The sequence below is a fragment of the Roseovarius arcticus genome, from assembly GCF_006125015.1.
In the GTDB taxonomy this organism is placed as follows: domain Bacteria; phylum Pseudomonadota; class Alphaproteobacteria; order Rhodobacterales; family Rhodobacteraceae; genus Roseovarius; species Roseovarius arcticus.
The window spans coordinates 3,925,174-3,948,840 of the sequence record NZ_SZZN01000001.1 but is presented as its reverse complement, the minus strand read 5'-3'; the positions used below and the strand labels follow the sequence as shown (position 1 = coordinate 3,948,840).

Annotated in this window: 21 protein-coding genes and 1 pseudogene; 15 read left to right on the top strand and 7 right to left on the bottom strand. The window is 58.0% G+C overall.

The genetic code is table 11. The features are described from left to right. From MK6180000_RS18900 to MK6180000_RS18890, 3 genes are all read right to left on the bottom strand, one after another. Window positions 1-1,119 carry an ABC transporter ATP-binding protein gene (locus MK6180000_RS18900; protein ID WP_138936139.1) on the bottom strand — a complete coding sequence of 373 codons (1,119 nt, stop codon included), beginning with the start codon at window positions 1,117-1,119 and terminating at the stop codon, window positions 1-3. 86 nt (window positions 1,120-1,205) lie between these two features. Continuing rightward, window positions 1,206-2,333, bottom strand: a complete 1,128-nt coding sequence (locus MK6180000_RS18895; RefSeq protein WP_138936138.1) for an ABC transporter substrate-binding protein — start codon at window positions 2,331-2,333, stop codon at window positions 1,206-1,208. A gap of 40 nt (window positions 2,334-2,373) precedes the next feature. Further along, window positions 2,374-3,708, bottom strand: a complete 1,335-nt coding sequence (locus tag MK6180000_RS18890; protein WP_138936137.1) for a glutamine synthetase family protein — start codon at window positions 3,706-3,708, stop codon at window positions 2,374-2,376. 111 nt (window positions 3,709-3,819) lie between these two features. Here MK6180000_RS18890 and MK6180000_RS18885 point away from each other — a divergent pair, with 111 nt between their 5' ends. From MK6180000_RS18885 to MK6180000_RS18870, 4 genes are all read left to right on the top strand, one after another. Continuing rightward, window positions 3,820-4,641 (top strand): helix-turn-helix transcriptional regulator, encoded by an 822-nt coding sequence (locus tag MK6180000_RS18885; protein ID WP_138936136.1) that lies wholly within the window; start codon window positions 3,820-3,822, stop codon window positions 4,639-4,641. Window positions 4,642-4,754: 113 nt separating this feature from the next. After that, window positions 4,755-6,203, top strand: a complete 1,449-nt coding sequence (locus MK6180000_RS18880; protein ID WP_138936135.1) for a cytochrome ubiquinol oxidase subunit I — start codon at window positions 4,755-4,757, stop codon at window positions 6,201-6,203. Between the two features lie 3 nt (window positions 6,204-6,206). Further along, window positions 6,207-7,238: a cytochrome d ubiquinol oxidase subunit II gene (cydB, locus tag MK6180000_RS18875; RefSeq protein ID WP_138936134.1), complete on the top strand. Its 1,032-nt coding sequence runs from the start codon at window positions 6,207-6,209 to the stop codon at window positions 7,236-7,238. Beyond that, a complete protein-coding gene (locus tag MK6180000_RS18870) occupies window positions 7,238-7,378 on the top strand; it encodes a DUF2474 domain-containing protein (protein WP_138936133.1) in 141 nt (46 codons plus the stop codon). The genes cydB and MK6180000_RS18870 overlap by 1 nt, the downstream gene beginning before the upstream one ends. 113 nt (window positions 7,379-7,491) lie before the next feature. Here MK6180000_RS18870 and MK6180000_RS18865 read toward each other — a convergent pair whose 3' ends face one another. Beyond that, entirely contained in the window at window positions 7,492-7,947 is a 456-nt protein-coding gene (locus MK6180000_RS18865) for an Lrp/AsnC family transcriptional regulator (protein ID WP_138936132.1), read from the bottom strand. A gap of 120 nt (window positions 7,948-8,067) precedes the next feature. Here MK6180000_RS18865 and doeA point away from each other — a divergent pair, with 120 nt between their 5' ends. The 10 genes from doeA to MK6180000_RS18820 all read left to right on the top strand — a co-directional run bounded on the left by doeA (window position 8,068) and on the right by MK6180000_RS18820 (window position 19,898). Continuing rightward, entirely contained in the window at window positions 8,068-9,243 is a 1,176-nt protein-coding gene (gene doeA / locus MK6180000_RS20445; protein WP_171054693.1) for an ectoine hydrolase DoeA, read from the top strand. Window positions 9,244-9,246: 3 nt separating this feature from the next. After that, window positions 9,247-10,242 (top strand): N(2)-acetyl-L-2,4-diaminobutanoate deacetylase DoeB, encoded by a 996-nt coding sequence (gene doeB, locus MK6180000_RS20440; RefSeq protein ID WP_171054692.1) that lies wholly within the window; start codon window positions 9,247-9,249, stop codon window positions 10,240-10,242. Window positions 10,243-10,265: 23 nt separating this feature from the next. Continuing rightward, on the top strand, window positions 10,266-11,639 hold the full coding sequence (locus MK6180000_RS18855) for an aspartate aminotransferase family protein (protein WP_138936131.1): 1,374 nt from the start codon (window positions 10,266-10,268) through the stop codon (window positions 11,637-11,639). 462 nt (window positions 11,640-12,101) lie between these two features. Beyond that, window positions 12,102-13,346, top strand: a complete 1,245-nt coding sequence (locus MK6180000_RS18850; protein ID WP_138936130.1) for a cation:proton antiporter — start codon at window positions 12,102-12,104, stop codon at window positions 13,344-13,346. Between the two features lie 324 nt (window positions 13,347-13,670). After that, on the top strand, window positions 13,671-15,272 hold the full coding sequence (locus tag MK6180000_RS18845; RefSeq protein ID WP_138936129.1) for an ABC transporter substrate-binding protein: 1,602 nt from the start codon (window positions 13,671-13,673) through the stop codon (window positions 15,270-15,272). Beyond that, window positions 15,269-16,336 (top strand): ABC transporter permease, encoded by a 1,068-nt coding sequence (locus MK6180000_RS18840; RefSeq protein WP_138936128.1) that lies wholly within the window; start codon window positions 15,269-15,271, stop codon window positions 16,334-16,336. Before MK6180000_RS18845 ends, MK6180000_RS18840 begins: the two co-directional genes overlap by 4 nt. A gap of 5 nt (window positions 16,337-16,341) precedes the next feature. After that, a complete protein-coding gene (locus MK6180000_RS18835) occupies window positions 16,342-17,244 on the top strand; it encodes an ABC transporter permease (protein WP_138936586.1) in 903 nt (300 codons plus the stop codon). Then, entirely contained in the window at window positions 17,241-18,074 is an 834-nt protein-coding gene (locus MK6180000_RS18830; RefSeq protein WP_138936127.1) for an ABC transporter ATP-binding protein, read from the top strand. The genes MK6180000_RS18835 and MK6180000_RS18830 overlap by 4 nt, the downstream gene beginning before the upstream one ends. Further along, window positions 18,071-18,829, top strand: a complete 759-nt coding sequence (locus MK6180000_RS18825; RefSeq protein ID WP_138936126.1) for an ABC transporter ATP-binding protein — start codon at window positions 18,071-18,073, stop codon at window positions 18,827-18,829. The genes MK6180000_RS18830 and MK6180000_RS18825 overlap by 4 nt, the downstream gene beginning before the upstream one ends. Before the next feature lies 1 nt (window position 18,830). Beyond that, window positions 18,831-19,898: a dipeptidase gene (locus MK6180000_RS18820; RefSeq protein WP_138936125.1), complete on the top strand. Its 1,068-nt coding sequence runs from the start codon at window positions 18,831-18,833 to the stop codon at window positions 19,896-19,898. Window positions 19,899-20,048: 150 nt separating this feature from the next. On the opposite strand, the pseudogene MK6180000_RS21080 reads toward MK6180000_RS18820, so the two are convergent. The 3 genes and pseudogenes from MK6180000_RS21080 to MK6180000_RS18805 all read right to left on the bottom strand — a co-directional run. Then, a pseudogene (locus tag MK6180000_RS21080) lies at window positions 20,049-20,249 on the bottom strand (DegT/DnrJ/EryC1/StrS family aminotransferase); the annotation flags it as partial. Window positions 20,250-20,278: 29 nt separating this feature from the next. After that, window positions 20,279-20,806 (bottom strand): hypothetical protein, encoded by a 528-nt coding sequence (locus MK6180000_RS18810; protein WP_138936124.1) that lies wholly within the window; start codon window positions 20,804-20,806, stop codon window positions 20,279-20,281. Window positions 20,807-21,117: 311 nt separating this feature from the next. Further along, window positions 21,118-22,533 carry a dihydrolipoyl dehydrogenase gene (locus MK6180000_RS18805; RefSeq protein ID WP_138936123.1) on the bottom strand — a complete coding sequence of 472 codons (1,416 nt, stop codon included), beginning with the start codon at window positions 22,531-22,533 and terminating at the stop codon, window positions 21,118-21,120. A 397-nt stretch (window positions 22,534-22,930) separates the two neighbouring features. Between MK6180000_RS18805 and MK6180000_RS18800 the strand changes: the two genes are divergently transcribed. Then, complete coding sequence (locus MK6180000_RS18800; protein ID WP_138936122.1) at window positions 22,931-23,485, top strand: DsrE family protein; 555 nt, start codon at window positions 22,931-22,933, stop codon at window positions 23,483-23,485. The last annotated feature ends 182 nt before the right edge of the window (window positions 23,486-23,667 follow it).

Sequence of the window (23,667 nt, the reverse complement as noted above, 5' to 3'; positions counted from 1 at the left end):
TTAATCCTCGCCCAGTAGATAGAGATCGTTACGTGCGAAGCTAAGCCAGACCTGCTGAGCCACATCCGCAGGCGGGATGGCGGTGCCAAGGACGTCGACGATCATAGGCACGCGCATACCATCCACAATAACGCGGTATTGGATCGACGCGCCCTTGATAAAGAACTCCTCGACGCGGCCTTCCATGACGCAAGTGTCGTCGCCAGCCTGAGGAGCAGCGGTTTGCATCGTGATCAGCTCGGGGCGGATCATCAACAAGCCGCTACTGCCCGCGTGGCCCGGGCTGAACTGCTCGGCCTCCAGCATGGGCGCGGCGCAGTTGAGGGATGGATGGGTAAACGCCGCGCCGTTGATCTGGACCGGTATCAGGTTCGTCTCTCCGATGAATCCAGCAACGAAGGCATCGGCGGGGCGGTAGTAGATATCCGTGGGCGAGCCGTTTTGCAGGATACGCCCCTTGCGCATCACGCAGATACGGTCGGCCAGCATCATCGCCTCTTCCAGATCGTGCGTGACGTGGACAAAGCTGGTGCCCACGGTGCGGTGCAGATGCTTGATCTCGGTCTGCAGGACCTTCTTTAGCTTCACGTCCAGCGCGCTGAGCGGCTCGTCCAGCAGCAGAACGCTGGGGCGCGATATCATGGACCGCGCCAGCGCGACGCGCTGCTGCTCTCCGCCTGATAGCTGGGCGGGATAGCGGGTACGATACGCTTCTGGCAGGTGCATGAGTTGCATCATTTCGGTGACGCTTGCATCCTGCTCGGCTACGTCCACCTTGGCCAGTTTCAGCGGAAAGGCGATGTTGTCGCGGACCGTCTTGTGGGGGAACAGAGCCAGTTTTTGAAACACCATCCGTGTGGGCCGCTGCGACGGTGGCAGGCCGACGACGGATTTGCCCATGATCTCCAGCTTGCCCTTTGTGGGCTGCTCAAACCCGGCGAGGATCTTCAAGAGCGAGGTCTTGCCACAGCCTGACGGGCCGACAAGGGCGACAAATTCACCATCCATCACCTGTAGCGAGATATCGAAAAGCGCCTGAAAGCTCTCGTAGAACTTGTCGATGCCAGAGGCGTCGATGATGGGGGCGCCCGGTTTGGACTGGGTCACTGTATCGGTCACTGGCGGGCTGTCTCCGGCTCTTTGTTATGAGGTGCTATTATAAGGCACGCCCACCCGGCGACGATAGGCCGGGTGGGCAGCTTGCATCAGTTGGACGCAGCCAGCTCTTCCTGAAAGATGGCTAGCATGTCGTCGATATTGGGCGCGACGGAGTGGAAGTGGCTCTTTTCCCACGCCTCCCACATGTAATCCATCTGAAGGGCCGATTTCTGTTCGTCCGTGAACTTGGCCTCGGCGGCCTGACTGGGAACAAGGTTGCAGGTCGCCTCTGTCCAAGCCAACTCGACCGCGACGTCGGGCGATACCATATGCTTGACCAGTTTTTTGGATAGCTCAGGATTGTCCGTGTCCTTCAGGATGCCGGTCGCCTCCATCCAGATAATGCCTTGTTTCAGGCCATTCTTCGGCTCGGGCACGATCGACAGGATGTGGTCCTGCCCATCCTTGCGTAGCGCCGAAGTGCAATAACTGCCTCCGCCGATCAGCGCGCGGAACGAGCCGTCCATCAGGCCCTTTTGCGCGACGGACAGATCGCCGACCAGCGCGCGTGTGTTTTTGAACAGCGCCCGCAGGACCATGCGGATTTCCTTCAGCTCGGCATCGCCCAGCTCTTGGTACGGGTCGATCCCGGCATGCAGGGCCATCGGCATAATCGGCCAGTCACCCCAGTCGAGAACGCATATCTTGTCGCGGTAGGCCGGATCAAAGCAGGGATCGTAGCTGGCCCATGTCTCGACCTTGTCGAAATTGGTATTAACCGTGGGGCCGACCCAGCCCCAGCGCGTCGGCAGGCCCGTGGTCTGGCCCTCGTATTGAAGCGGCGCGAATGGCGCCCGAAACTGCGGGTAGAAATCGTCGTAGACATCAGCGAATTCCGCATCGTCCAAATAGTCGCAAATGCCCGCAGGACCCATCCGCGCAATCCACGGGCTGTCTGAAGATACCACGTCAAAGTCGCGGTAGCCGCCTGCCGCTAGTTTGGCAAAGCCGCCAGCGCTGTCAGTGATCAGGTCAACGGCGACGTTTGCATCGTTTGCGGCCTCGAACGGGTCGAGGATGCTGGGCTTGTCATAGCCCTCCCAGCACATGTAGCGCATGTCGGTCGCGGCATGGGCGCGGCTCGCGATGCCGCCCAATGCAGCGGCGCCGAGTGCTGCCGCCCCGCCTCGCAGCACGCTGCGGCGGTCCGTCAGGTGTTTTTTGGGGTGTGTCATAATGTCGTTCTCCCTGTTGATTATTGTTTATTTTTTGTCTTCAGACCACTTCTAGGTAGCGTTCGAGCTCCCACGCGCCGACTTGGGCATTATGGGCAGCAACCTCGTAACGGCGCAGCTTTACGAAGGTATCGACGAAATCATCACCAAAGATCTCGCGCGCCGCCTGCGACGCCTCCAGCCGGTCTGCCGCATCAGCCAGAGTGCGCGGAAATTTCAACGCGCCGGCAGCGTCCACCGCGTAGCAATCCCCGGCCTCGGGCGCGGGCGGCACAATGCAGTTTTCAATACCATACATTCCAGCGCCAAGGCACATGGCGTAGGCGGCAAACGGGTTCGTATCAGCGGCCGGCACGCGAAATTCGATACGCGTCGCCGCAGGATCATCGTTGATGACGCGCAAGGCTGCGGTGCGGTTCTGCACCCCCCAACTGGCCCATGTGGGCGCCCAAGCGCCCGGCACCATACGCTTGTAGGCATTGACCGTATGGCTGCACAGCGCCAGCATTTCGGGCATCAACGTGACGACGCCGCCAATAAAATAGCGGGCGTTTTCTGACAGCCCATGCTCGGCGGTTGTGTCCGCAAAGGCGGGCGCGCCATCTTTGCGCAGGGACATATGCAGGTGCCCCGATTGGCCGGGCAGGTCCGGTGACAGCTTGGCCATGAAGGCGGCGGTCAGCCCCTCGCGCAGAAAAAATGCCTTGGCAAAGTTTTTGAAAAGGGCGGCGTCGTCAGCAGCCTTCAACCCTTCCGCATGCATCAGCGGCGCCTCAAAGAAGCCCGGCCCCAGTTCTGTGTGCATTGCGTCCAGCGTGATGCCCAGGCGGGTCATCATCGCCTCGAAATCGGCCAGAAGGTCGTGATGCAGCGCCTCGGTCTGAAGTGAATATGTGCGGTTGCCCTCGGCAAAGTGGTCGAGGCCGCGAAACCCCTTTTGTCGCAGGGTGCGGGGCGTTTCATCCATCACGGTGAACTCAAACTCGAACGCGGCGTGAACGGTAAAGCCAGCTTTGGCCGCACGCTCCACCATGGCTTGCGCCTGATTGCGGGCGCTTTTCGCACCGAACGGCTGGACGAAATCGGAAATCGCCAGCGCGTCATTTTCGGCAAAGGGATAGGCGCGCATCGATGCAGGGTCGATCACCGTGGGCCGGTCGATGAACGCGCCCGTCTCTTGCGGCACCTCGTTCGTGTCCCAGCTGTATAGGATATCGCAAAACGGGCCGCCGGTTTTGGCCAGTTTGGCAGCCTTGGCGCCGCTGACCTTTTTGTGGCGGAACACGCCATTGGCGTCAAAGATGCCGATATGCACATTGTCGGGGTCGGTCGGCGCGCCCTGTCCTGCTGTTGTCTGCTCTTCGGTTTTGCTCACGTTTCACCCTGTCTGGCCTGGTGCGATGAGGTATCTGGTTAATTCTTGATGCTAAGGTTAGGCTGAAGCGCGTGCCGCGCCCAATAACCCCAAAGGATTAGACGCCCGCCGATGGACGGACATACCTGCGACCTCGCCGATTTGGCCGTCGGCTTTGCTGGCGCCGTGGATGCCATCGGCACGCCGGACTTCATGGATGCGCTGACTGCCGCCATCGCGCGCGCTGTAGCCTTCGACAATGCGATGCTGTTTGCCTACAAGGACGGCGAGCGCCCGCGCGGCCCTTATACCGACATAGCCGATCCGGCTGAGGCGCGCATCGTCGTGGCGCAGTACCTGCTGGGTCCATTCCTGCTGGACCCGTTCTATAGCGAGGTGCAGCAAGGCCGCACCAATGGGACTGCCTCCCTTTATGAGATCGCACCAGACGAATTTTTCAAGTCCGAGTATTACGAGCAGCATTACAGGCGCACGCGGATCACAGACGAGATAGGGATCTTCTGCGCTTTGCCGGACGGCGCAGTGCTGGTCTATAGCGTCACGCGGCGCCATGGCGGAGCGGTCTTTGCATCCGGCGAAATGGCGACGCTGCGCAGTCTGGCACCGCTGATCTCGGCGCTCTTACTCCGGCACTGGACCGGGCCCGATCTGGGATTTGGCCCCCACGCCGGGCCGGGCCGCGCGCCCGATCCTATCGGCGCCGCGCTGGCCGCCTTGGGCGAGGACGTACTGTCAGAGCGCCAGAGGCAGGTCGTTGCCTTGGTGCTAAAAGGCCACTCGACCGAGGCGATTGCCATGACGCTGGACATCAGCGCGGACACGGTAAAAGTCCATCGCCGCCACGCTTATGCCAAGCTGGGCGTATCATCACAGGCCGAGCTGTTTGCGATGTTTCTGGACCTGCTGTCGCAGATCGTCGCGCCGCCGGTTTAGACGGTTGCTACCTTCGGCGCGGCCCTATGTCACATTCGCCGGCGCCTGCCGCAACATTGCCCGCCACGCCCCCTTGGGCTACATGCACGCCAAGTCAATTATCGAGGTATTTCATGCTCGGATCGTTCGACGCTGTGCTGCTGGCGCGTATTCAGTTCGCCTTTACCGTCTCATTCCACTTTTTGTTCCCCGCCTTCACCATCGGTTTGGCCAGCTATCTGGCAGTGCTGAACGGTCTGTGGCTCTGGACGCGCGAGCACAAGTATCTTGATCTCTTTCGCTACTGGGTAAAGATTTTCGCGCTCGCCTTTGCGATGGGCGTCGTGTCGGGCATCGTGATGTCCTACCAGTTTGGCACCAACTGGTCGGTGTTCTCGGACAAGGCCGGGCCGGTCATCGGCGGGCCGATGGCCTACGAGGTGCTGTCGGCGTTCTTTCTCGAAGCGGGCTTTCTAGGCATCATGCTGTTCGGGCGCGACAAGGTCGGCGAGAAGTTGCATATGGCCGCCTGCGCTGCCGTCGCCTTTGGCACATTCTTTTCGGCGTTCTGGATCCTGTCTGTGAATAGCTGGATGCACACGCCCGCAGGCTTCAGCATTGACGCCAGCACCGGACAGTTCATGCCCGAGGATTTCTGGCAGATCGTGTTCAACCCGTCCTTTCCATACCGCCTGATGCATACCGTGACAGCGGCCTATCTGACGACTGCGTTTATCATTGGTGGCGTTGGGGCCTATCACTTGCTGCGCCACCGCCGCCGGAATGAGGAGGCAAGCCCGGCCACGCGCACCATGTTTTCGATGGCGATGTGGATGGCCGCGATCGTGGCGCCGGTGCAGATATTCCTCGGGGATCTGCACGGTATCAACACGCTGGAACATCAGCCTGCCAAGATTATGGCGATGGAGGGCCATTACGAGAGTCACCCAGACGGCGCGCCGCTGTATCTGTTTGGTATTCCTAATGAAAAGACACAGACGCTGGATTATGCGGTCGGCATTCCCAAGCTGTCGTCGCTCATTCTCAAACATGATCTGAACGCGCCGCTTGCGGGCCTCGATACTGTGCCCGATGCCGATCAGCCGCCCGTGTTCATCGTCTTCTGGTCGTTCCGGATCATGGTGGCGCTCGGATTTGCCATGCTGGGAATCGGGATGTGGTCTCTATTGGCGCGGTGGCGCGGGCGGCTGTACGAGGCGCCATGGCTGCACCGAGCGGCGCTGGCGATGGGGCCATCCGGCCTGATCGCCGTGCTGGCCGGATGGGTCACGACCGAGGTTGGCCGCCAGCCCTTTACCGTCTACGGCCTCTTGCGCACGGTCGACAGCGCAGCGCCGTTGGCCGCACCAGCCGTTGGCGCATCATTGGTTGCGTTCATCGTCATCTACTTTTCAGTCTTTGGCGCTGGTACGTACTATATCATGCGCCTGATGGCCCGAGAGCCCAAGATGCAGGAGGCGCGCCTGAAGGATTCGATCGACGGCCCGACGCGCACCGCAGGCATCGCGTCCGCCCCGCACGAGGATGCACCCGGCGCCGACACTACCAAGAAGGAGGATTGAGCCATGCCCATCGCAGAAGGCTTTTCGCTGGACCTGACGACGATCTGGGCGTTCCTGATTGCCTTTGCCGTGCTGGTCTATGTCATCCTCGATGGCTTTGATCTGGGACTGGGAATGCTCTTTGCGGTTGAGCGGCGCAAAGGCGACAGGGACGTCATTATGAACTCGGTTGCGCCCGTTTGGGACGGCAACGAGACGTGGCTGGTTCTGGGCGGCGGCGGCCTGCTTGCGGCGTTTCCGCTGGCCTATGCGCTGATCCTGCCCGCGCTCTATGCGCCGATTATCGCTATGCTGCTTGCGCTCATCTTTCGCGGGGTTGCGTTCGAATTCCGCTGGCGGTCCGAGCGGCGACGCTGGGCGTGGGATGCCGCATTTATCGGTGGATCTGCGGTCGCATCCTTGTCGCAAGGTATCGCCCTTGGCGCGTTGCTTCAGGGTATCGAAGTCGACAAGGCCGCGCGCGCATATTCAGGCGGCTGGTGGGACTGGGCCACGCCCTTTTCGCTGACTGTGGGTATCGGCGTGATGGTGGGCTACATGCTACTGGGCGCGACGTGGCTCGTTGCTAAGACATCGGGCGAGCTACAGGAACGGATGCGCGTGCGCGCGTGGCCTTTGGGTATCGTCACGCTGGTCTTTATCGCTGCGGTCAGCCTCTGGACGCCGTTCTTGCAGGACGGATATTACGCACGCTGGTTCGCGGGCTGGCACATTTTGCTGGCCATCGGCGTCGGCGGGGCGGTTGCAATAATCGCGGCGCTGATGTTCCGCTCGCTAATGGTGCATCGGCACGAATATCGACCCTTCGTGCTGGCACTGGCGCTGTTCACGCTGTGCTTTGTCGGGCTGGGTGTGTCGATGTTCCCCTACATCGTTCCGACCGAGGTGACGATTTATGAGGCCGCAGCCCCTGCGCGCAGCCAGATTTTCCTGCTGGTCGGCGCATCTGTCCTTCTGCCCACGATCCTGGCCTACACTGCCTACGCCTATTGGGTATTTCGCGGCAAAATCGACCCGGAAAAGGGCTATCACTGATGCCCGGCGGCGCGCGACAGGACCGGGGCAAGCGCAATTCCACACTGTGGAGCCGGCTTGGCTGGTTCGTCCTGATCTGGCTGCTGTCGATCGGCGCCCTTGGCATCGTCGCCTACGCTATACGGCTGATGATCCCGTAGCGGCCGGGACAGCGCCGGGGCTGCAGACGATCAAGCCGATAACTTGCCGCGCGGCCCATGAAGGAAAACCGGCGCGAAGTAGGTGACCCCTGCCCGCAGTTTCGCGCAGAAAATCATAGCGGCAGCGAAAATGAAGCCTTGATGCGGTCCATTACCACGGTCGTTTTGAAGCCCTTTATATCCACGTTGTTGTAAAAGAAATCGCGCGTGAAGGCCTCATAATCTGCCATATCCTTGGCGCTGACGATCAACAGAAAATCCGTCTCGCCTGTCACGTAATATGCGCTCATCACCTCTGCCCGGTCCCGCACGGCGCGTTTGAACCGGTCTATAATATCCGAGCGTTCGCGCGCCAGCTCGACGGCGACCAACATCGTCAGCGGTCGATCAGCTGCGGCTGGCGATACCACAGCGATATCTGCCTCAATCACCCTGCTCGACCGCAATTTGTTCAGGCGCCGCTGGATAGATGTTGGCGACAGGCCGACAAGATCCGACAGCTGCGTGCTGGTTAGTTGATTGTTGCGCTGTACATGTTGCAGTATTTTTCTGTCGAACTCATCCAGCACGTCACAATTCCCCAATCAGACCTATAGTATGCAGTTTTTACGCGTAACTTTCAGATATTTGCATAAATTCATATTTAGAAAAAGCTAAGATCGCGTGTCAACTTCGCAGGATTGCCCGCCATGCTAGACCTCCCCTTCTCGCCCGATGAATACGTTGGCCGTCTGGCTAAAACACGCGCTGCAATGGCGGCTCGCGGGTTGGATGCCATTTTCGTAACTGACCCATCCAATATGGCGTGGCTGACGGGGTATGACGGCTGGTCATTTTACGTGCATCAAGGCGTTTTACTGGCGCAGGAGGGTGAGCCGGTTTGGTGGGGGCGCGCGATGGATGCCATTGGTGCACAGCGCACGACGTATCTGAGCCACGACAACATTGCTGGGTATGACGACACTTACGTGCAAAACCCGGCCAAGCATCCGATGGAAGACCTATCAAAGTTGATCGCAGCGCGCGGCCTAGAGGCTGCGCGTATCGGTTTTGAGATGGACAATTACTACTTTACGGCGTCGGCCTTTTTGTCGCTGCAAGAAAATCTAAAATCGGTTCACTTCAGCGATGCAACAGGCCTCGTCAACTGGCTTCGCGCCGTGAAATCCCAGACTGAGATCACCTATATGCGCCGTGCCGCCCGCATAGTGGAGCGTATGCACAGCGTGATCCGCGACAAAGCAGAGGTCGGGATGCGCAAGAACGAATTGATCGCCGACATCTATCACGCCTCGGTTTCAGGCGCTGATGGTCACTGGGGCGACTACCCTGCGATTGTGCCGATGGCGCCGTCCGGCGTGGATGCCACTGCGCCCCATTTGACGTGGGACGACACGCCGATGAAAGCGGGCGAAAGCACCTTTTTCGAGATCGCCGGCGCCTACCGCCGCTATCAATGTCCGCAGTCGCGCACACTCTTTTTGGGCAAGCCACCGCAGAAATATCTGGACGCCGAAAAGGCCGTCCTGGAGGCGGTTGAGGCGGGCCTCGCACAGGCCAAACCGGGTAACCTTTGCGAGGATATCGCGAATGCGTTTAACCGCACGTTGAATAAGCTGGGCTTTGAGAAGGACAGCCGCTGCGGCTATGCAATTGGTCTGTCCTATCCGCCCGATTGGGGCGAGCGCACCATGTCCTTTCGTGCGGGCGACAAATCCGTGCTGGAGGTCGGCATGACCTTTCACTTCATGCCGGCGCTTTGGCTGGATGATGGTGGGCTGGAGATTACTGAGCCAATCGTCATCACCGATACGGGCGCAGAGTGTCTCTGCACCACGCCCCGCGCGCTAGTCGTGACGGAATAGGCAATGCGTGATAATCCTATTTCACCAACGATCGATTTTGATCTGGACGGCGTTCAGCATGGCTATTTACGCCTGCCCTATAGCCGCAATGACAGTGCATGGGGATCAATTCAAATCCCGATCACACAGGTGAAAAATGGCAGTGGTCCTTGCGCCCTGTTCACGGGCGCGAACCACGGCGATGAATATGAGGGGCCGCTTGCCCTCGTTGAACTGGCCACAGACTTGAAGGCCGAGGATGTCAGCGGCACCGTCCTCATTATTCCGTTTATGAACCACCCTGCATTTTTGAAAGGCGTGCGCGTTTCGCCTATCGACGATCTGAACATGAACCGTACCTTTCCGGGTCAGCCTGACGGAACACCAACCCAGAAAATTGCCGACTATTTCCAGCGCACTCTATTGCCGATGGCCGATGTGGTTCTGGATTTTCATTCGGGTGGCAAGACGCTCGACTTTATCCCGTTCGCCGCGTCTCATGCGCTGGATGATCCTGAGCAGCAGGCCCGCTGCCGCGCGGCGCGTGATGCGTTCAATGCCCCGTTCAGCATTGAGATGCGCGAGATTGACGCCTTGGGCATGTACGATGATGCCGTCGAAACCCAAGGCAAAACCTTTGTGACCACCGAGATTGGCGGCGGCGGCACTGCGACGCCAGCCAGCGCACAGATTGCCAGAAAGGGTGTCCGCAATCTGCTGATCCATACGGGTATCCTACAGGGCGAGCCAATCATTGCGCCGTCGCGCATGCTGTCCCAAGAGGACGATGGATGTTTCCATTTCACCAATCATAACGGGATGGTCGATTTTGCCGTCACCCTTGGGCAGACAGTTGCCAAAGGCGATCTGATCGCCCGCATTTGGGACATGCATCACACCGGCATCGAGCCGCGCAAATTTTACGCATTGATGGACGGTATCCTAACCGCCCGCCATCACCCCGGATTGGTGCAATCGGGTGATTGCCTCGCCGTGCTTGCCACCGAAATCACTAACTAACCTCTAAAAAGAAAGCCTGACTTATGCTCCGCAATGACGACCAACTCGCTCAATGGGACCGTGAAAACTTCTTTCACTCGTCCACCCACCTTGCACAGCACGCACGCGGCGAGACCCCGACGCGGATCATTTCGACTGCATCGGGCGTTCATATCGAGGATCGCGATGGCACCAAATTGCTGGACGCCTTTGCAGGGCTTTACTGCGTGAACGCAGGCTACGGGCGCACAGAAGTGGCAGACGCCATTTCCGAACAGGCCCATAAACTTGCGTATTACCATTCCTACGTTGGGCACGGCACAGAGGCCTCGATCACACTGGCCAAGATGATCATGGACCGCGCGCCGGACCACATGTCCAAGGTCTATTTCGGGCTGTCAGGGTCGGACGCGAACGAGACGAACATCAAGCTGATCTGGTATTACAACAACATCCTTGGACGGCCCAAGAAGAAAAAGATCATCTCGCGTTGGCGTGGATACCATGGGTCGGGCCTGATGACCGGATCGCTTACAGGCCTATCTCTGTTTCACAACAAATTTGACCTGCCGCTGAGCAATGTCATCCACACAAGCGCGCCCTACTACTATCGCCGCGAGGACCGCGCCCAGACCGAAGAGCAATTCTCGGCTCAATGCGCGGCAGAGCTAGAAGCGTTGATCGCGGTCGAGGGCGCAGACACCATCGCGGCGTTTATCGGTGAGCCGGTCTTGGGCACGGGCGGCCTTGTTCCACCTCCGGCTGGATACTGGGCCGCGATCCAAGAGGTGCTGAACCGTCATGACATCTTGCTGGTTGCCGATGAAGTGGTCACCGGTTTCGGACGTCTGGGGTCGATGTTCGGCTCTGACCACTACAACATGAAGCCCGATTTCATCTCAATCGCAAAGGGGCTGACGTCGGCCTATGCGCCGCTGTCTGGATCGATCATTTCGGATCGTGTCTGGAAAGTGCTGGAACAGGGCACAGATGAGAACGGCCCGATTGGCCACGGCTGGACCTATTCCGCCCATCCGATTTGTGCGGCCGCCGGGGTAGCGAACCTCAAGCTGATTGACGATTTGGACCTGATTGCAAATGCCAAAGATGTCGGAGCCTACCTGAACAAGACGATGAAAGAGGCGCTGGGGGATCACGCGAATGTCGGTGATGTGCGCGGCGAAGGACTGATTTGCGCGGTTGAGTATGTCGAGGACAAAGCGAACACGACGCTGTTTGATCCGAGCCGCAAGATCGGCCCGATGGTATCTGCCGCGATGCTAGAGCGCGGCGTGATCGCGCGCGCTATGCCTCAGGGTGACATCACGGGGTTCGCGCCGCCATTCTGCATTACAAGAGCCGAGGTTGACACCGTGGTCGGCGTCACAGTCGAGGCCGTGAAATCCGTTCTGGGCTAAAAGCCGCCTAGCAATCTCAGCAACGCCCGTGTGTGCGAGGGCGTTGCTGCGGCGGGTTAATGTTCGCACCTACCCTGCACTTAGCTCTGCCAGCGGGCCGCACGGACCCGGCGGGATAGTATTGTATTTGCCCCCTCGCGGCCCTCGCTGGGGCGTTGGCGCATTGACGTTTTCCATCAGATGTATTGATTGCGGGTAGGCGAGCTGCCTCGGGCCGAAATACATAGCGGGTGTGAGGGGCATAGGCAGGTCAGAAATCTCGGCAGGGTCGTCCCGGCAGACTGCTGACCTTTCCAACGGGTTCAAAGCGTTGCTTGCAGAATTGCAAAGTCGAGGTCTGGCCAGCCGTTCATCGCCGACACAGAAACATTGATCGGCGTCAGGCCGCGTTTATGCCACTAGGCGGCAGAATAGTTTTCATTCTATGACGATAGTTGCCACTTTTTGGCACAGGAAGAACAAATGCAGCCCGAACCATTCTTTGATTTTAACTCCTATCACGTCGCCCTCGCTGTAGTTGGAGCGATCGTAATCATTGCGCGGTGGCTACCCCGTCTGATTTCCAAGCGCGAGCCTGTGTCCGCCCCCTTGATGATCATGTTCGGGGCTGGTGCGACGCTGCTGATACCGGGACTGCCGGCGCTGCCGGACCCACGCCAGTCACCTCTTCCATGGGAATTGGTAAGCGAGTTGACTATTCTTGTAGCCCTGTTCGGCGCCGGGATGCGGATCGACAGCTTGCGCCCTTGGAAGCGCTGGATACCCACAGTTCGCATGCTCGGGATCGCAATGCCACTGACCATTCTGGCAGTCGCTATTCTGGGGATTGGTTTAGCAGGGCTGACGGTCGCCGGTGCTATCTTATTGGGAGCAGTGCTGGCACCAACGGATCCCGTGTTGGCGTCAGATGTTCAGGTCGGGCCACCGCACGAAGGGTCGGAGCACCCTGTGCGCTTCACATTAACCACAGAAGCAGGGCTGAACGACGGACTCGCATTTCCCTTTGTCTATCTCGGGCTGATCGTGGCCGCCGAGGGCCTGAATCCCAGTGCTTGGGCCTTGGACTGGTTCCTGCGCGATATCGTCTTTCGCATCGCTCTTGGTGTGGCCATGGGATGGGTTGGTGGCCGGGCAATGGGATACATCCTCTTTTCTGTGCCCAAGGGTTCTGTGCTCGCCGAAACGGGGTCTGGAGTCATCGCGCTGGCGGGTGTGTTGCTATGTTACGGCTCAACCGAACTGCTCGAAGGCTATGGCTTTATATCAGTCGCAGTTCTGGGGCTGACATTACGGCGTATTGAGGCGGATCATCACTTCCACCGACGGCTGCATGACTTTTCTGAATCCATCGAGCACGCTCTTACTGCGCTACTTCTGATCGCACTGGGAAGCGTCATGCCGATCCTGTTTGTCGATCTAACATGGACACATTTCGTGTTGGCTATTTTGCTCATCCTTGTGATCCGTCCGCTGTCGGGATGGATCGCTCTGCTAAAGACGGACCTCGACCATCGAGGAAGAGCGGTGGTTTCCATTTATGGAGTTCGCGGCATGGGCTCAATCTACTACCTTTGCTACGCGGGCAGCCATATGGAGTTTTTCAACGAGTCCCAGCTTTGGTCCCTCATCGCTCTTGTAATTCTCATATCAACGGTTTTGCACGGCCTTAGCGTTGGTTGGGCAATGGACAGACTGCAAGAAGAATGAATCCGTAATCGGCAGCGATTTCCGGGAGGCGCTTGGCGGCGAGGCCGCATGATGGGCATGGCATCTGCGGCAGTCGAAATCGGGTAGCAAAAGGTATTGTCAGACGGTCTGAGCAAAGTAGCTTGGCGAAACCCAAATCTGATGCAGTCCTTCACGGGCTCCGGCGAGGATTTGGCGATGAACGCAATGCGAACGCCGCCGCATGCTGCGTCCGATATCTCTTGACAGAACTGCGCGGCTCGGACCGAATGGACTCACGATTGAGAAGCGCCAAATTCAAAAAGACGCTCAAATCACTCTAATTTCAAAAATAGGGAGTTCAACATGAGACACGTCCCCAAACTGATCGCCTCGGCTGTGGTAAGCGCAGCGCTTGGCATCACAATGACACCGACATTTGCCGAAACGCCCGGCGACACGCTGATCCAGGCGTGGCAACTGGACGATATCATTTCACTCGATCCGGCTGAGGTGTTCGAATTTACGGCCTCCGAATTGCTTGGCAACAGCTATCAACCGCTGGTTGGCTACGACGTGAACGATGTCTCGGACGTGTTCGGCGTAATCGCAGAAAGCTGGGAAGTGTCCGAGGACGGCAAGACGTTCACCTTCGTCATCAGACCGGACCTGAAATTTGCTTCTGGCAATCCCGTCACGGCCGCTGATGCCGTGTTTTCAATTCAACGCGCTGTAAAGCTGGATAAATCACCGGCGTTTATCCTGACGCAGTTCGGGCTGAGCGCCGAAAACGTGGCAGAGAAGGTGCGCCAGACCGGCGACATGACGCTCGAATTTGAGATGGACAAGGCCTACGCCCCGACCCTCCTACTCTATTGCCTTACGGCGACGGTCGGCTTTGTCGTCGACAAGGAATTGGTGATGAGCCACGCAGCGGGCGACGACTTGGGGTATGAATGGCTCAAGACAAACTATGCCGGCTCCGGCGCCTTCGCCATTCGCGACTGGCGCGCGAATGAGGTTGTAGTTCTGGAACGCAACGAAGGGTTCTCTGGCGACGCACCCGCCATGGCGCGGGCAATCTACCGCCACATTCCCGAAGGCTCCACCCAACGTTTGCTGCTGGAAAAAGGTGATATTGACATCGCCCGCAACCTCGGCGCCGAAGAGATGACGGCGATGGCGGACAATCCCGACTTAAAGATTGAGAGCGGGATCAAAGGGTCGATCTATTACATGGGTCTGAACCAGAAGAACGAGAACCTGATGAAGCCGCAGGTCCGCGAGGCGATGAAATATCTGGTGGATTACCAGACGATCGCCGACACCATCATGAAGGGCAAGGTCAAGGTTCATCAGGCATTCCTGCCCGAAGGCTTCCTTGGTGCGTTGAACGACAATCCCTATGAATTGAACGTCGAAAAGGCCAAGGAGCTGCTGGCCGAGGCAGGCTTGCCCGACGGATTCAGCGTGACAATGGACACGCGCAACACGCCCGAGATCACAGCGATGGCCGAAGCCATCCAGCAGACAATGGCGCAAGCTGGCATCAAGATGGAGCTGATCCCCGGCGATGGCCAGCAGACGTTAACCAAGTATCGCGCGCGCAACCATGACATCTACATCGGACGCTGGGGCCCAGATTATCAGGACCCGCACACAAACGCCGATACCTTTGCACGCAACCCCGACAACAGCGACGATGCGGAGAGCAAGCCACTAGCGTGGCGCAACGCGTGGGACATTCCAGAAATGACGTTGGAGGCGGATGCCGCAGTCTTGGAAAAAGATACCGAGAAGCGCGCAGAAATGTATATCGCGCTTCAGGAAGAGCATCAGAAAGTCTCGCCCTTTGTGATCATGTTCCAAGAGATCGAAGTGTTGGGTATCCGCTCGGATGTGGACGGCTTTATCATCGGGCCGTCGTTTAACGACAACTCATTCAGGAAAGTGACCAAGGCCGAATGACCGCCACGTCACCTGGCAACGCGGGAGGGCGCTGGAGCGCCCTTCCATACTACGGAATGAAGGCAGGCAAGCTGGTCGCCACGGTGGCGATCACATTTTTGGGCCTGCTTGTCGTCACCTTTCTGATCGGCCGTGTGGTCCCGGTAGATCCGGTTTTGGCCGTAGTAGGGGATCGCGCGTCGAAATCGACTTATGATGCAGCCTATCTCGCGCTCGGCCTCGACAAGCCGCTTTATCATCAATTCTGGATCTATCTAAAAGGCGCGCTGAGCGGCGATTTGGGGACGTCTGTCCTGACGAAGAAACCGATAATCGAGGACATCGCGCGCGTATTTCCCGCAACGCTGGAACTGGCAACGGCTGGTATCATTCTTGGCACCATCTTTGGTATTCCGCTTGGTATCTGGGGCGCTGTCCGGCAGGGTAAGCTGCCGGATCAGATCATTCGTGTTGTCGGTCTGGTGGGATATTCCGCGCCGATCTTTTGGCTGGGTTTACTGGGTCTGCTGGTGTTCTACGCCAAGCTGGGCTGGGTGGCCGGACCGGGGCGCATCGACATTGCCTACGAGTATTCGGTCACGCAAAAAACGGGTTTGCTGTTGGTTGATACTGCTATGCAGGGTCAATGGGCCGCGTTCCAGAACGTGCTGGCACATCTTGCGCTGCCTGCGATGCTGCTGGGCTATTTCTCCATGGCTTATATCAGTCGGATGACACGGTCATTCATGCTGGCCGAGCTTGCGCAGGAATATATCATCGCGGCGCGGGTTAAGGGCGTTGCTGAGTGGCGCATCATCTGGATTCACGCCCTGCGCAATGCCGCCGTGCCGCTGGTGACGGTGATCGCGCTTAGCTATGCAGGATTGCTCGAGGGATCTGTGTTGACTGAAACCGTCTTTGCATGGCCGGGTCTGGGCCAGTATTTGACTAACAGTTTGCAAAACGCTGACATGAACGCCGTGCTTGGCGGCACGCTGGTCATCGGCGTGGTTTTCGTCGGGCTGAACCTGCTGTCTGACCTGCTTTATACCGTGCTAGATCCGCGCGTCAGGCGGCGCGGATGAGTGATATCTCTACCCGCGAATGGCTGTTGAGTGATCAGCCATCATCGCGCCGTCAGGCAAAACTGGGTCAGGCCTATCGCACATGGTCGCAATTGCGCCGCAACAAGCTGGCGATGGTCGGCCTCGGCATTGTGGTGGTGCTGATCCTAATGGCCATTTTTGCCAACCTGATCGCTCCTTTCGATCCCCTGCGCGGCGGTGATCTGCGCACCGAACGCCTATTGCCCCCCTCGTGGGCACATCTGATGGGCACTGACGATCAGGCGCGCGACATCTTTAGCCGCATCGTACACGGATCACGTCTGACGCTCATGGTGGTCGCCATGGTGGCCATTATCGCAACGCCCATCGGACTTGCCGTAGGTACGACTGCGGGATATTTCGGCGGCTGGGTCGATACGGTTCTGATGCGGATCACTGACATTTTCCTCGCTTTCCCGCGGTTGATCCTTGCGCTGGCCTTTGTCGCAGCATTAGGACCGGGGATAGAAAACGCGATCATCGCCATCGCGATCACCTCTTGGCCGCCCTACGCGCGTCTGGCACGGGCCGAGACGATGACTATCCGCGACACTGATTATATCGCGGCGATCCGGCTTCAGGGTGCAGGCAGCCCGCGTATTATATGGGGGCATGTGGTGCCGCTATGCATGTCGTCGGTCATCGTGCGAGTAACGCTGGATATGGCGGGAATTATCCTAACGGCGGCAGGCCTCGGGTTTCTGGGCCTTGGCGCACAGCCGCCGCAACCTGAATGGGGCGCGATGATCGCGTCTGGCCGCCGGTTCCTGATCGATTTCTGGTGGGTCGCGACAATGCCGGGGATCGCCATTTTCGTAGTCTCGCTGGGCTTTAACCTGCTGGGCGACGGGTTGCGCGATGTGCTTGATCCCAAGGGTGAAAAATGACCGACATGCTTCAGGTCGAAGGGCTGAACGTCGCCTTTCCGTCGCGGAACGGTCCGGTTCGTGTGGTGCGCGATGTATCCTTTACACTAGGTCGCGAGCGGCTGGGGATTGTCGGGGAGTCCGGATCGGGCAAATCGCAAACCGGACGCGCCATTTTGGGCCTGACGCCGCCCTCGGGCCGCGTCACCGCAGAACGACTGGAATTCGAGGGTATCGACCTGCGCGGCGCGTCCGCCTCTACTTGGCGCTCCTTGCGCGGGCGGCGGATGAGCATGGTGATGCAGGACCCAAAATTCTCACTCAATCCTGTCATGACCATCGGTCGCCAGATCGTTGAGGCCTATCGCAGACGCGGCAATGCCACGCGCGCAGATGCACGGTCAAAGGCTCTGGAAATGCTGGAGGCCGTGCAGATCCGCGACCCCGAACGCGTTTTTGCCGCCTATCCACATGAATTATCGGGGGGCATGGGCCAGCGGGCAATGATCGCGATGATGCTGATTGCAGAACCTGACTTGCTGATCGCGGACGAGCCAACGTCGGCGTTGGATGTAACGGTGCAACTCGACGTGCTGAAGATACTCGATGATCTAGTGCGCATCCGCGGCATGGGTCTGATCTTTATCAGCCACGACCTGCGCCTCGTGTCGTCCTTCTGCGACCGCGTACTGGTGATGTATGCCGGCCGCGTGGTTGAGGAGATTGCGGCAAAAGATCTGCACGCAGCAAAACACCCTTACACCCAAGGATTGCTTAACTGCCTTCCCCGGATTGAGGGCGGACAAAGGCCGCTAGAAACCCTCACCCGTGACGCAGCGTGGCTGGAATGAGCGCACTAGTCGAGATACGCGATCTGGCTGTCACCTTTGGCCATGGTGCCAATACGGTGCAGGCCGTGCGCGGCGTTAGCCTTGAGGTGGCGGTTGGTGAAAGCTTTGGCATCGTGGGTGAAAGCGGATCGGGCAAGTCCACCGTGCTGCGAGCTATCTGCGGACTAGCGCCTGTCACCTCTGGCGAAATCCGCATCGACGGCAAGACGTTGAAGACACCACGGGACCGGGCATTTTACCGCAAGGTTCAGATGGTTTTTCAAGATCCCTACGCCTCGCTTCATCCGCGTCACACCGTCGATAAGGTGCTTTCAGAACCCTTGGCGATCCACGGGTTCGACGATGCAGAGGCGCGTATCGAAAAGGCGTTGGAGGATGTCGGGCTCGGCAAGGAGTTTCGCTTTCGCTTTCCGCACCAGCTCTCTGGCGGTCAACGCCAGCGTGTTGCGATTGCTCGCGCCCTCATTCTTGAGCCGCGCATCCTGCTGCTGGATGAACCGACGTCCGCGCTTGACGCATCAATTCAAGCCGAAGTGCTGAATCTCTTGGATGCGCTGCGCGCCGAGCGGGGATTGACCTACGTGTTGGTCAGTCATGATCTTGCCGTAGTGGCGCATATGTGTGAACGCTTGGCTGTGATGCAGCATGGCGCGCAGGTCGAGGAACTGTCGCGCGAGGCGTTGCAGAACCGGGAGGCACGGGCTGCCTACACCAAGGATCTGTTAATCGCGAGCGAAGGTTTCAAAGGTATCTGACGTGACAAAAACACCCCTCATATTCGACGGCCACAACGATTTTCTTCTGCGTCTTTTGCGCGACCCCGGCAATCGGGAGGCTACCTGGCTGACCGATACCGCGAAAGGCCATCTGGACTTGCCGCGCATGCAGCGGGGCGGCTTTGGCGGCGGCTTTTTCGCGATTTATATCTCGTCGCCCAGCCTGCCCGATGACATCGACGACGACATGGAAAATCCACCCTACGCCCTACCCCTGCCACCCCTGATTGACGTGGCCGAGGCACAGCCTGTGGCTTTGGCGATGGCGGGCCATCTAAAGTGGATGGAGCGCGCATCGGGCGGTCGTTTCAAAATTTGCCGCACCGTCACCGAATTGCGCGACTGTCTGGCGAACGGCATCATCGCCGCGATCATGCATATAGAAGGGGCCGAAGCGATCGGCACCGACCTAGATGCACTATATCTGTTTCACGACATGGGCCTGCGTTCCATCGGGCCGGTCTGGAGTAGGCCGACCGTGTTTGGCCATGGCGTGCCCTTCGCCTTCCCATCCACGCCGGATACCGGGCCCGGACTCACTCAGGCGGGCAAGGATCTTGTTCAGCTCTGCAATCGCATGGGCATTATGGTCGACCTGTCGCATCTGAACGAAGCGGGCTTCAACGATGTTGCTTCGCTCAGCGACGCCCCCTTGGTCGCCACACATTCCAACGCCCATGCCATCACCGCGTCCTCCCGCAACCTGACCGATCGGCAACTGGCAATGATCCGCGACAGCGGCGGCATGGTTGGCGTCAACTTCGCCACAGGGTTTCTCAATTCTGACGGGAAAAAATCTGACGACCGGGGCTTTGATCCGATCCTGCGGCACCTGGATCATCTGATAACGCATCTGGGCGAGGATCACGTCGGTTTCGGCTCTGACTTCGACGGCGCGCAAGTGCCTGCGGCACTTCACGATGCTGCGGGTCTAGGTGCGTTGCGTTCGGCGCTTTCGCAACATGGATTTCATGAGGAATTGTTGACTAAGCTATGCCATGAGAATTGGCTAAACCTGCTGGAGCGCACGTGGAAGCCGGAGGATTGAAGCCGCAGTCTACATCCACACGACCGAAGTCTGACGGAACAGGGTGCCGCCAATAGAGGCGGATGCAAGAGGTCAATTCTTCGGAATTGCCGTCACCGATCCCGAAATTCACATCCCGGTCGTCTTCGGACATATGACAAGTTTTGAATATTACGTCCCAGACTGGAAACATAAACGCAAAGTTTTTGTCGAGGTGTTCGGGGTGTGCGCTGTGTTGAACTTGGTGCTGAAAGTAAAAGCTGGGATTAAAACCTTTGCGTCGGGTAGCAGACACAATGCATTGGGCGAATGAAACAAAGCTGCAGAACATGACGACACGGCCAGTGCACATTTGTTTCCAAATCCCTTGGCGGAAATGGCAATTTCAGCTCCAATAAGCCCTAACGCGCCGGGTGCTCATCGTGAAATCTCACCTCTTGTCCTGCGCGCTCGGCAATCGAGCAAATCATGCCCGTTTCGACATTAACTTCGCTTGGCAGATTTCCGGAACGCCAAAAAGCACCTGCAATATTGCTAACCTGAGGAATTTTGATGATTGCCTGAGGGCAAAAAACTCCATCCGTAGTGACCAAGTTGATCATGCTCACCGTCGCAAGGGCAGAGGCGTAAGGACTAATATCTTTATGATTGACGAGAACGTGTTGTAAAACATAGGCGTTGTCGCCGACAAATTCGGACAGAAAATTTTCATACGTCATCGGGGCGTGACCAGAGCATTTCAGGTGAGTGGCATCCCCGCTTTCGACACGAAACGCGCCGAGGCTGACCATCCCGTCAACGATCTTGCCAAACAGCCCACCGCCTTGATTGGCGTGAATCAAATCGCGCAACTTGTCCGAAGTGTCTATTTTATCCAGTCCGGGGTAGATGCGTGCAGTTCTGTCGATGACCCCTAGGATCGGCGGCACCGGAATGCCCCCAGCAGATAGCAAGCAGCATCGGTGCCAGCACCTTGTCTTCGGCTACGCCAGCCCAACTGCGAAAATTGCACTGGTGTGTGAATCCTTCAAGGAAGTCTCTGGACCGACTGCAATACTGGCCATGCGCGGTGCCTTCGCGACCGCAAAATTCAGCAATGCGGTCCTAATCATTTAGGCCGTCCAGGACGATTCTGATCTTCTCTTCGGCTTAACACTGTTTGCCGGTTATACGGTGGATGTCCTTCACGACCTTCTATTCGAGCTGCCACTGGCTCCAAAAACGCTGACGACAGACAAATCTATTCAAGCGCTTCCACCTCCAGAGAGCCGCAGCCCGACAGATCGGATATACTGAAAGGAGGCAATTCGCGGGCGATCTCGCGCAGTGCGGAGCGCAACCCTTCTTCGAGAGTGGGATGGTAGAATGGTATCCGCAGCAATTCATGCACCGTGAGGTTCTGGTCTATCGCCAGCACCAGTAAATGGGCAAGATGTTCCGCCGCCGGTGCCGCCATCTCGGCCCCAAGCAGCCGTCCGTCGTCGCGCGATGCATAGATGCGCAAAAGCCCTTCATTCTTCTGCATCACGCGCGCACGCCCTTGTGATCCAAAATCAACTTCGCCGACCACACAGCCATCAAGATCCAGATCGCTGGACCGCTTTCCGACGGACGCCACCTCTGGCGCGCAAAATGTAATACTCATCGGTGTCCGGCGTTTAAGCCGCACGGGGCTGTCGCTTGTGGCATTAAGTCCCGCGATATGGCCTTCATCCGAACCCTCATGCAGAAGCGGGCGTATCCCATTGGCGTCACCGGCAAGCAGGACCGATGTGTTCCCGATCCGCATTGTCTGCATATCGACCTCTGGCATCCCCTTGTCGTCGAGCGGCACGTTGAGAGTTTCGAGGCCGAGATCCTGCACATTCTGCCGCCGTCCCACCGCGACCAGCACCTTATCGACAACGACTTTGTCCTCGCCCCACCTAATTTCGATACCGCCCTCGGCCTCCGCAAGATCAACTTCCACCCCGAGATGCACAGCGAATTCCCGTGACAGAGAGATGCGCAAAGTTTCTGCAATCTTTTCGTCTGAGATACCGGCCATTTGATCTGCCCCATCAAACCCGTGAACCTCTATGCCCAGCCGCGCCAAGGCCTGCGCCATTTCCACACCGATCGCACCCAATCCGATCACCCCGATCCGGGATGGCAGATCTTGCTCTTCAAAAAGGGTATCGGTTGTAAGAATGCGGTCGCTGAACGATCTCCACGGTTTCGGCACAACAGGGCTGGACCCGGGTGCCAGAATGATTTGGCGCGCTTCGATTACGTGGCCATCCACGACCACCCGGTTTGCCCCGTCAAGACGCGCATGTCCTGCAATGTTGCGCTCCCCCAGATCGTCGGTCGATTTCATCACACCCGCGACGAAATCATCTCTGAGCAGTCTGACCCGTGCCAACACAGCCGGAATGTCAGCCTCTAGATGCTCCGCACCCCGGATGCCGAAGGTGTCTAGCAACGTCCGCTCATGAAAGGCGTTTGCTGCCGCGATCAGGGTCTTGGAGGGCATGCATCCGACGCGGGCACATGTTGTCCCATAAGGCGGCTTGTTGATAAGGACGAAATCGTCCGTCTTTTGGCGCACATCGCGCAGCGCAGCCAGCCCCGCGGTGCCTGCGCCTACAATCGCCACGTCTACTTTGTTAATCATTCTCGGTACCCCTTTATTCTAAACATGGAGTTTCTGTCATCGTCGACCAGCCATAAAATGCAAAAATCAGTCAGCGGCTATCCGACGCTATGTCCCACGCCGCCGCCGGCCCTATCAGGATCCGTACAAAAGCTTCGACGCAGATGGCTTCATGACGACCGCGCCGAGAGTTCACGAAACGTGGGTGCGGCGGCAAGCAACATCCGCATCCCGCTAGCGCGTACCTTTGGTCAATAACAGTTTGCCATCTTGTCCTGTTCCATGACTATCATCATTCTCAGGTTTCAAGCCTCCGGAAAACCCGGCGCGGTTAAGAATGCGCTCGCTGTTATTGATATAGTCGATAGTTACGGTTTGCCTCCAACACTCAACAACTCAACAAAAAGGCCTCTCAATCATGAAATCCCACCTATTCGTATGCTTATCTGCGGCCTGCACAGCCCTAGCCATCACACTCTCGGCACCAGCCTCTGCTGGCCCAGAAGACAGGTCGGCTTTCGATCCTGTTCGTTACGGCGCACAGAACGTCGTCTACGATTGGAACTACCCGACCCCGGAAGACGGTCTGCGGGCGCTCGGCTTTGTTAGGAACCATATTAAGGCCATGCAGGAATTTGGGGACCTTGAGAATTCAAACATTATCATAGTGGCCCATGGCAATGATCTTCATGCGTTTTCCCGGCTGAACAGCGAAGCCTATCCGGATGCCTATGCCTCACTAAAAGAACTTACTGACCTCGGCGTCGAGATACACATCTGCCGCAATGCTGCTAAAAGTCGCGGCTATGGGCCAGAAGACTTTTACGATCTTACTACAGTCGTCCCAGCCGCCGTCATCGACATCGCAAAGTATGGCAACCTTGGCTATAGCTACATGTACGCCGAATTGTTTCCCAGCATCACGCGAGAAGACATTATCGCCAAGCATCCGGAAGTCACGATGGACGAGTGATTGGATTCAGGCTCTAAGCGCTGTTTTTGATCGTCAGAAAATCGATAGTTACCTGCAGCCAAGGGTTTCGGACAATTCCTTCAAGCTTGAATGGTCCATCAGTCTCTCGGCCGATAGACCAGCTTCTTGCCAAGGAGCCGCCTCTGGAATTGCTGCATAGCGGGCGGGCGTTAGGACATTTC

Excerpts from the sequence above, each read along its gene's own strand:
- MK6180000_RS18805 (WP_138936123.1), bottom strand. The coding sequence starts at position 22,533 with ATGATTAACAAAGTAGACGTGGCGATTGTAGGCGCAGGCACCGCGGGG.
- cydB (WP_138936134.1), top strand. The coding sequence starts at position 6,207 with ATGCCCATCGCAGAAGGCTTTTCGCTGGACCTGACGACGATCTGGGCG.
- MK6180000_RS18855 (WP_138936131.1), top strand. The coding sequence starts at position 10,266 with ATGCTCCGCAATGACGACCAACTCGCTCAATGGGACCGTGAAAACTTC.
- doeA (WP_171054693.1), top strand. The coding sequence starts at position 8,068 with ATGCTAGACCTCCCCTTCTCGCCCGATGAATACGTTGGCCGTCTGGCT.
- MK6180000_RS18850 (WP_138936130.1), top strand. The coding sequence starts at position 12,102 with ATGCAGCCCGAACCATTCTTTGATTTTAACTCCTATCACGTCGCCCTC.
- MK6180000_RS18845 (WP_138936129.1), top strand. The coding sequence starts at position 13,671 with ATGAGACACGTCCCCAAACTGATCGCCTCGGCTGTGGTAAGCGCAGCG.
- MK6180000_RS18885 (WP_138936136.1), top strand. The coding sequence starts at position 3,820 with ATGGACGGACATACCTGCGACCTCGCCGATTTGGCCGTCGGCTTTGCT.
- MK6180000_RS18870 (WP_138936133.1), top strand. The coding sequence starts at position 7,238 with ATGCCCGGCGGCGCGCGACAGGACCGGGGCAAGCGCAATTCCACACTG.
- doeB (WP_171054692.1), top strand. The coding sequence starts at position 9,247 with ATGCGTGATAATCCTATTTCACCAACGATCGATTTTGATCTGGACGGC.
- MK6180000_RS18825 (WP_138936126.1), top strand. The coding sequence starts at position 18,071 with ATGAGCGCACTAGTCGAGATACGCGATCTGGCTGTCACCTTTGGCCAT.
- MK6180000_RS18880 (WP_138936135.1), top strand. The coding sequence starts at position 4,755 with ATGCTCGGATCGTTCGACGCTGTGCTGCTGGCGCGTATTCAGTTCGCC.
- MK6180000_RS18800 (WP_138936122.1), top strand. The coding sequence starts at position 22,931 with ATGAAATCCCACCTATTCGTATGCTTATCTGCGGCCTGCACAGCCCTA.
- MK6180000_RS18830 (WP_138936127.1), top strand. The coding sequence starts at position 17,241 with ATGACCGACATGCTTCAGGTCGAAGGGCTGAACGTCGCCTTTCCGTCG.
- MK6180000_RS18840 (WP_138936128.1), top strand. The coding sequence starts at position 15,269 with ATGACCGCCACGTCACCTGGCAACGCGGGAGGGCGCTGGAGCGCCCTT.
- MK6180000_RS18895 (WP_138936138.1), bottom strand. The coding sequence starts at position 2,333 with ATGACACACCCCAAAAAACACCTGACGGACCGCCGCAGCGTGCTGCGA.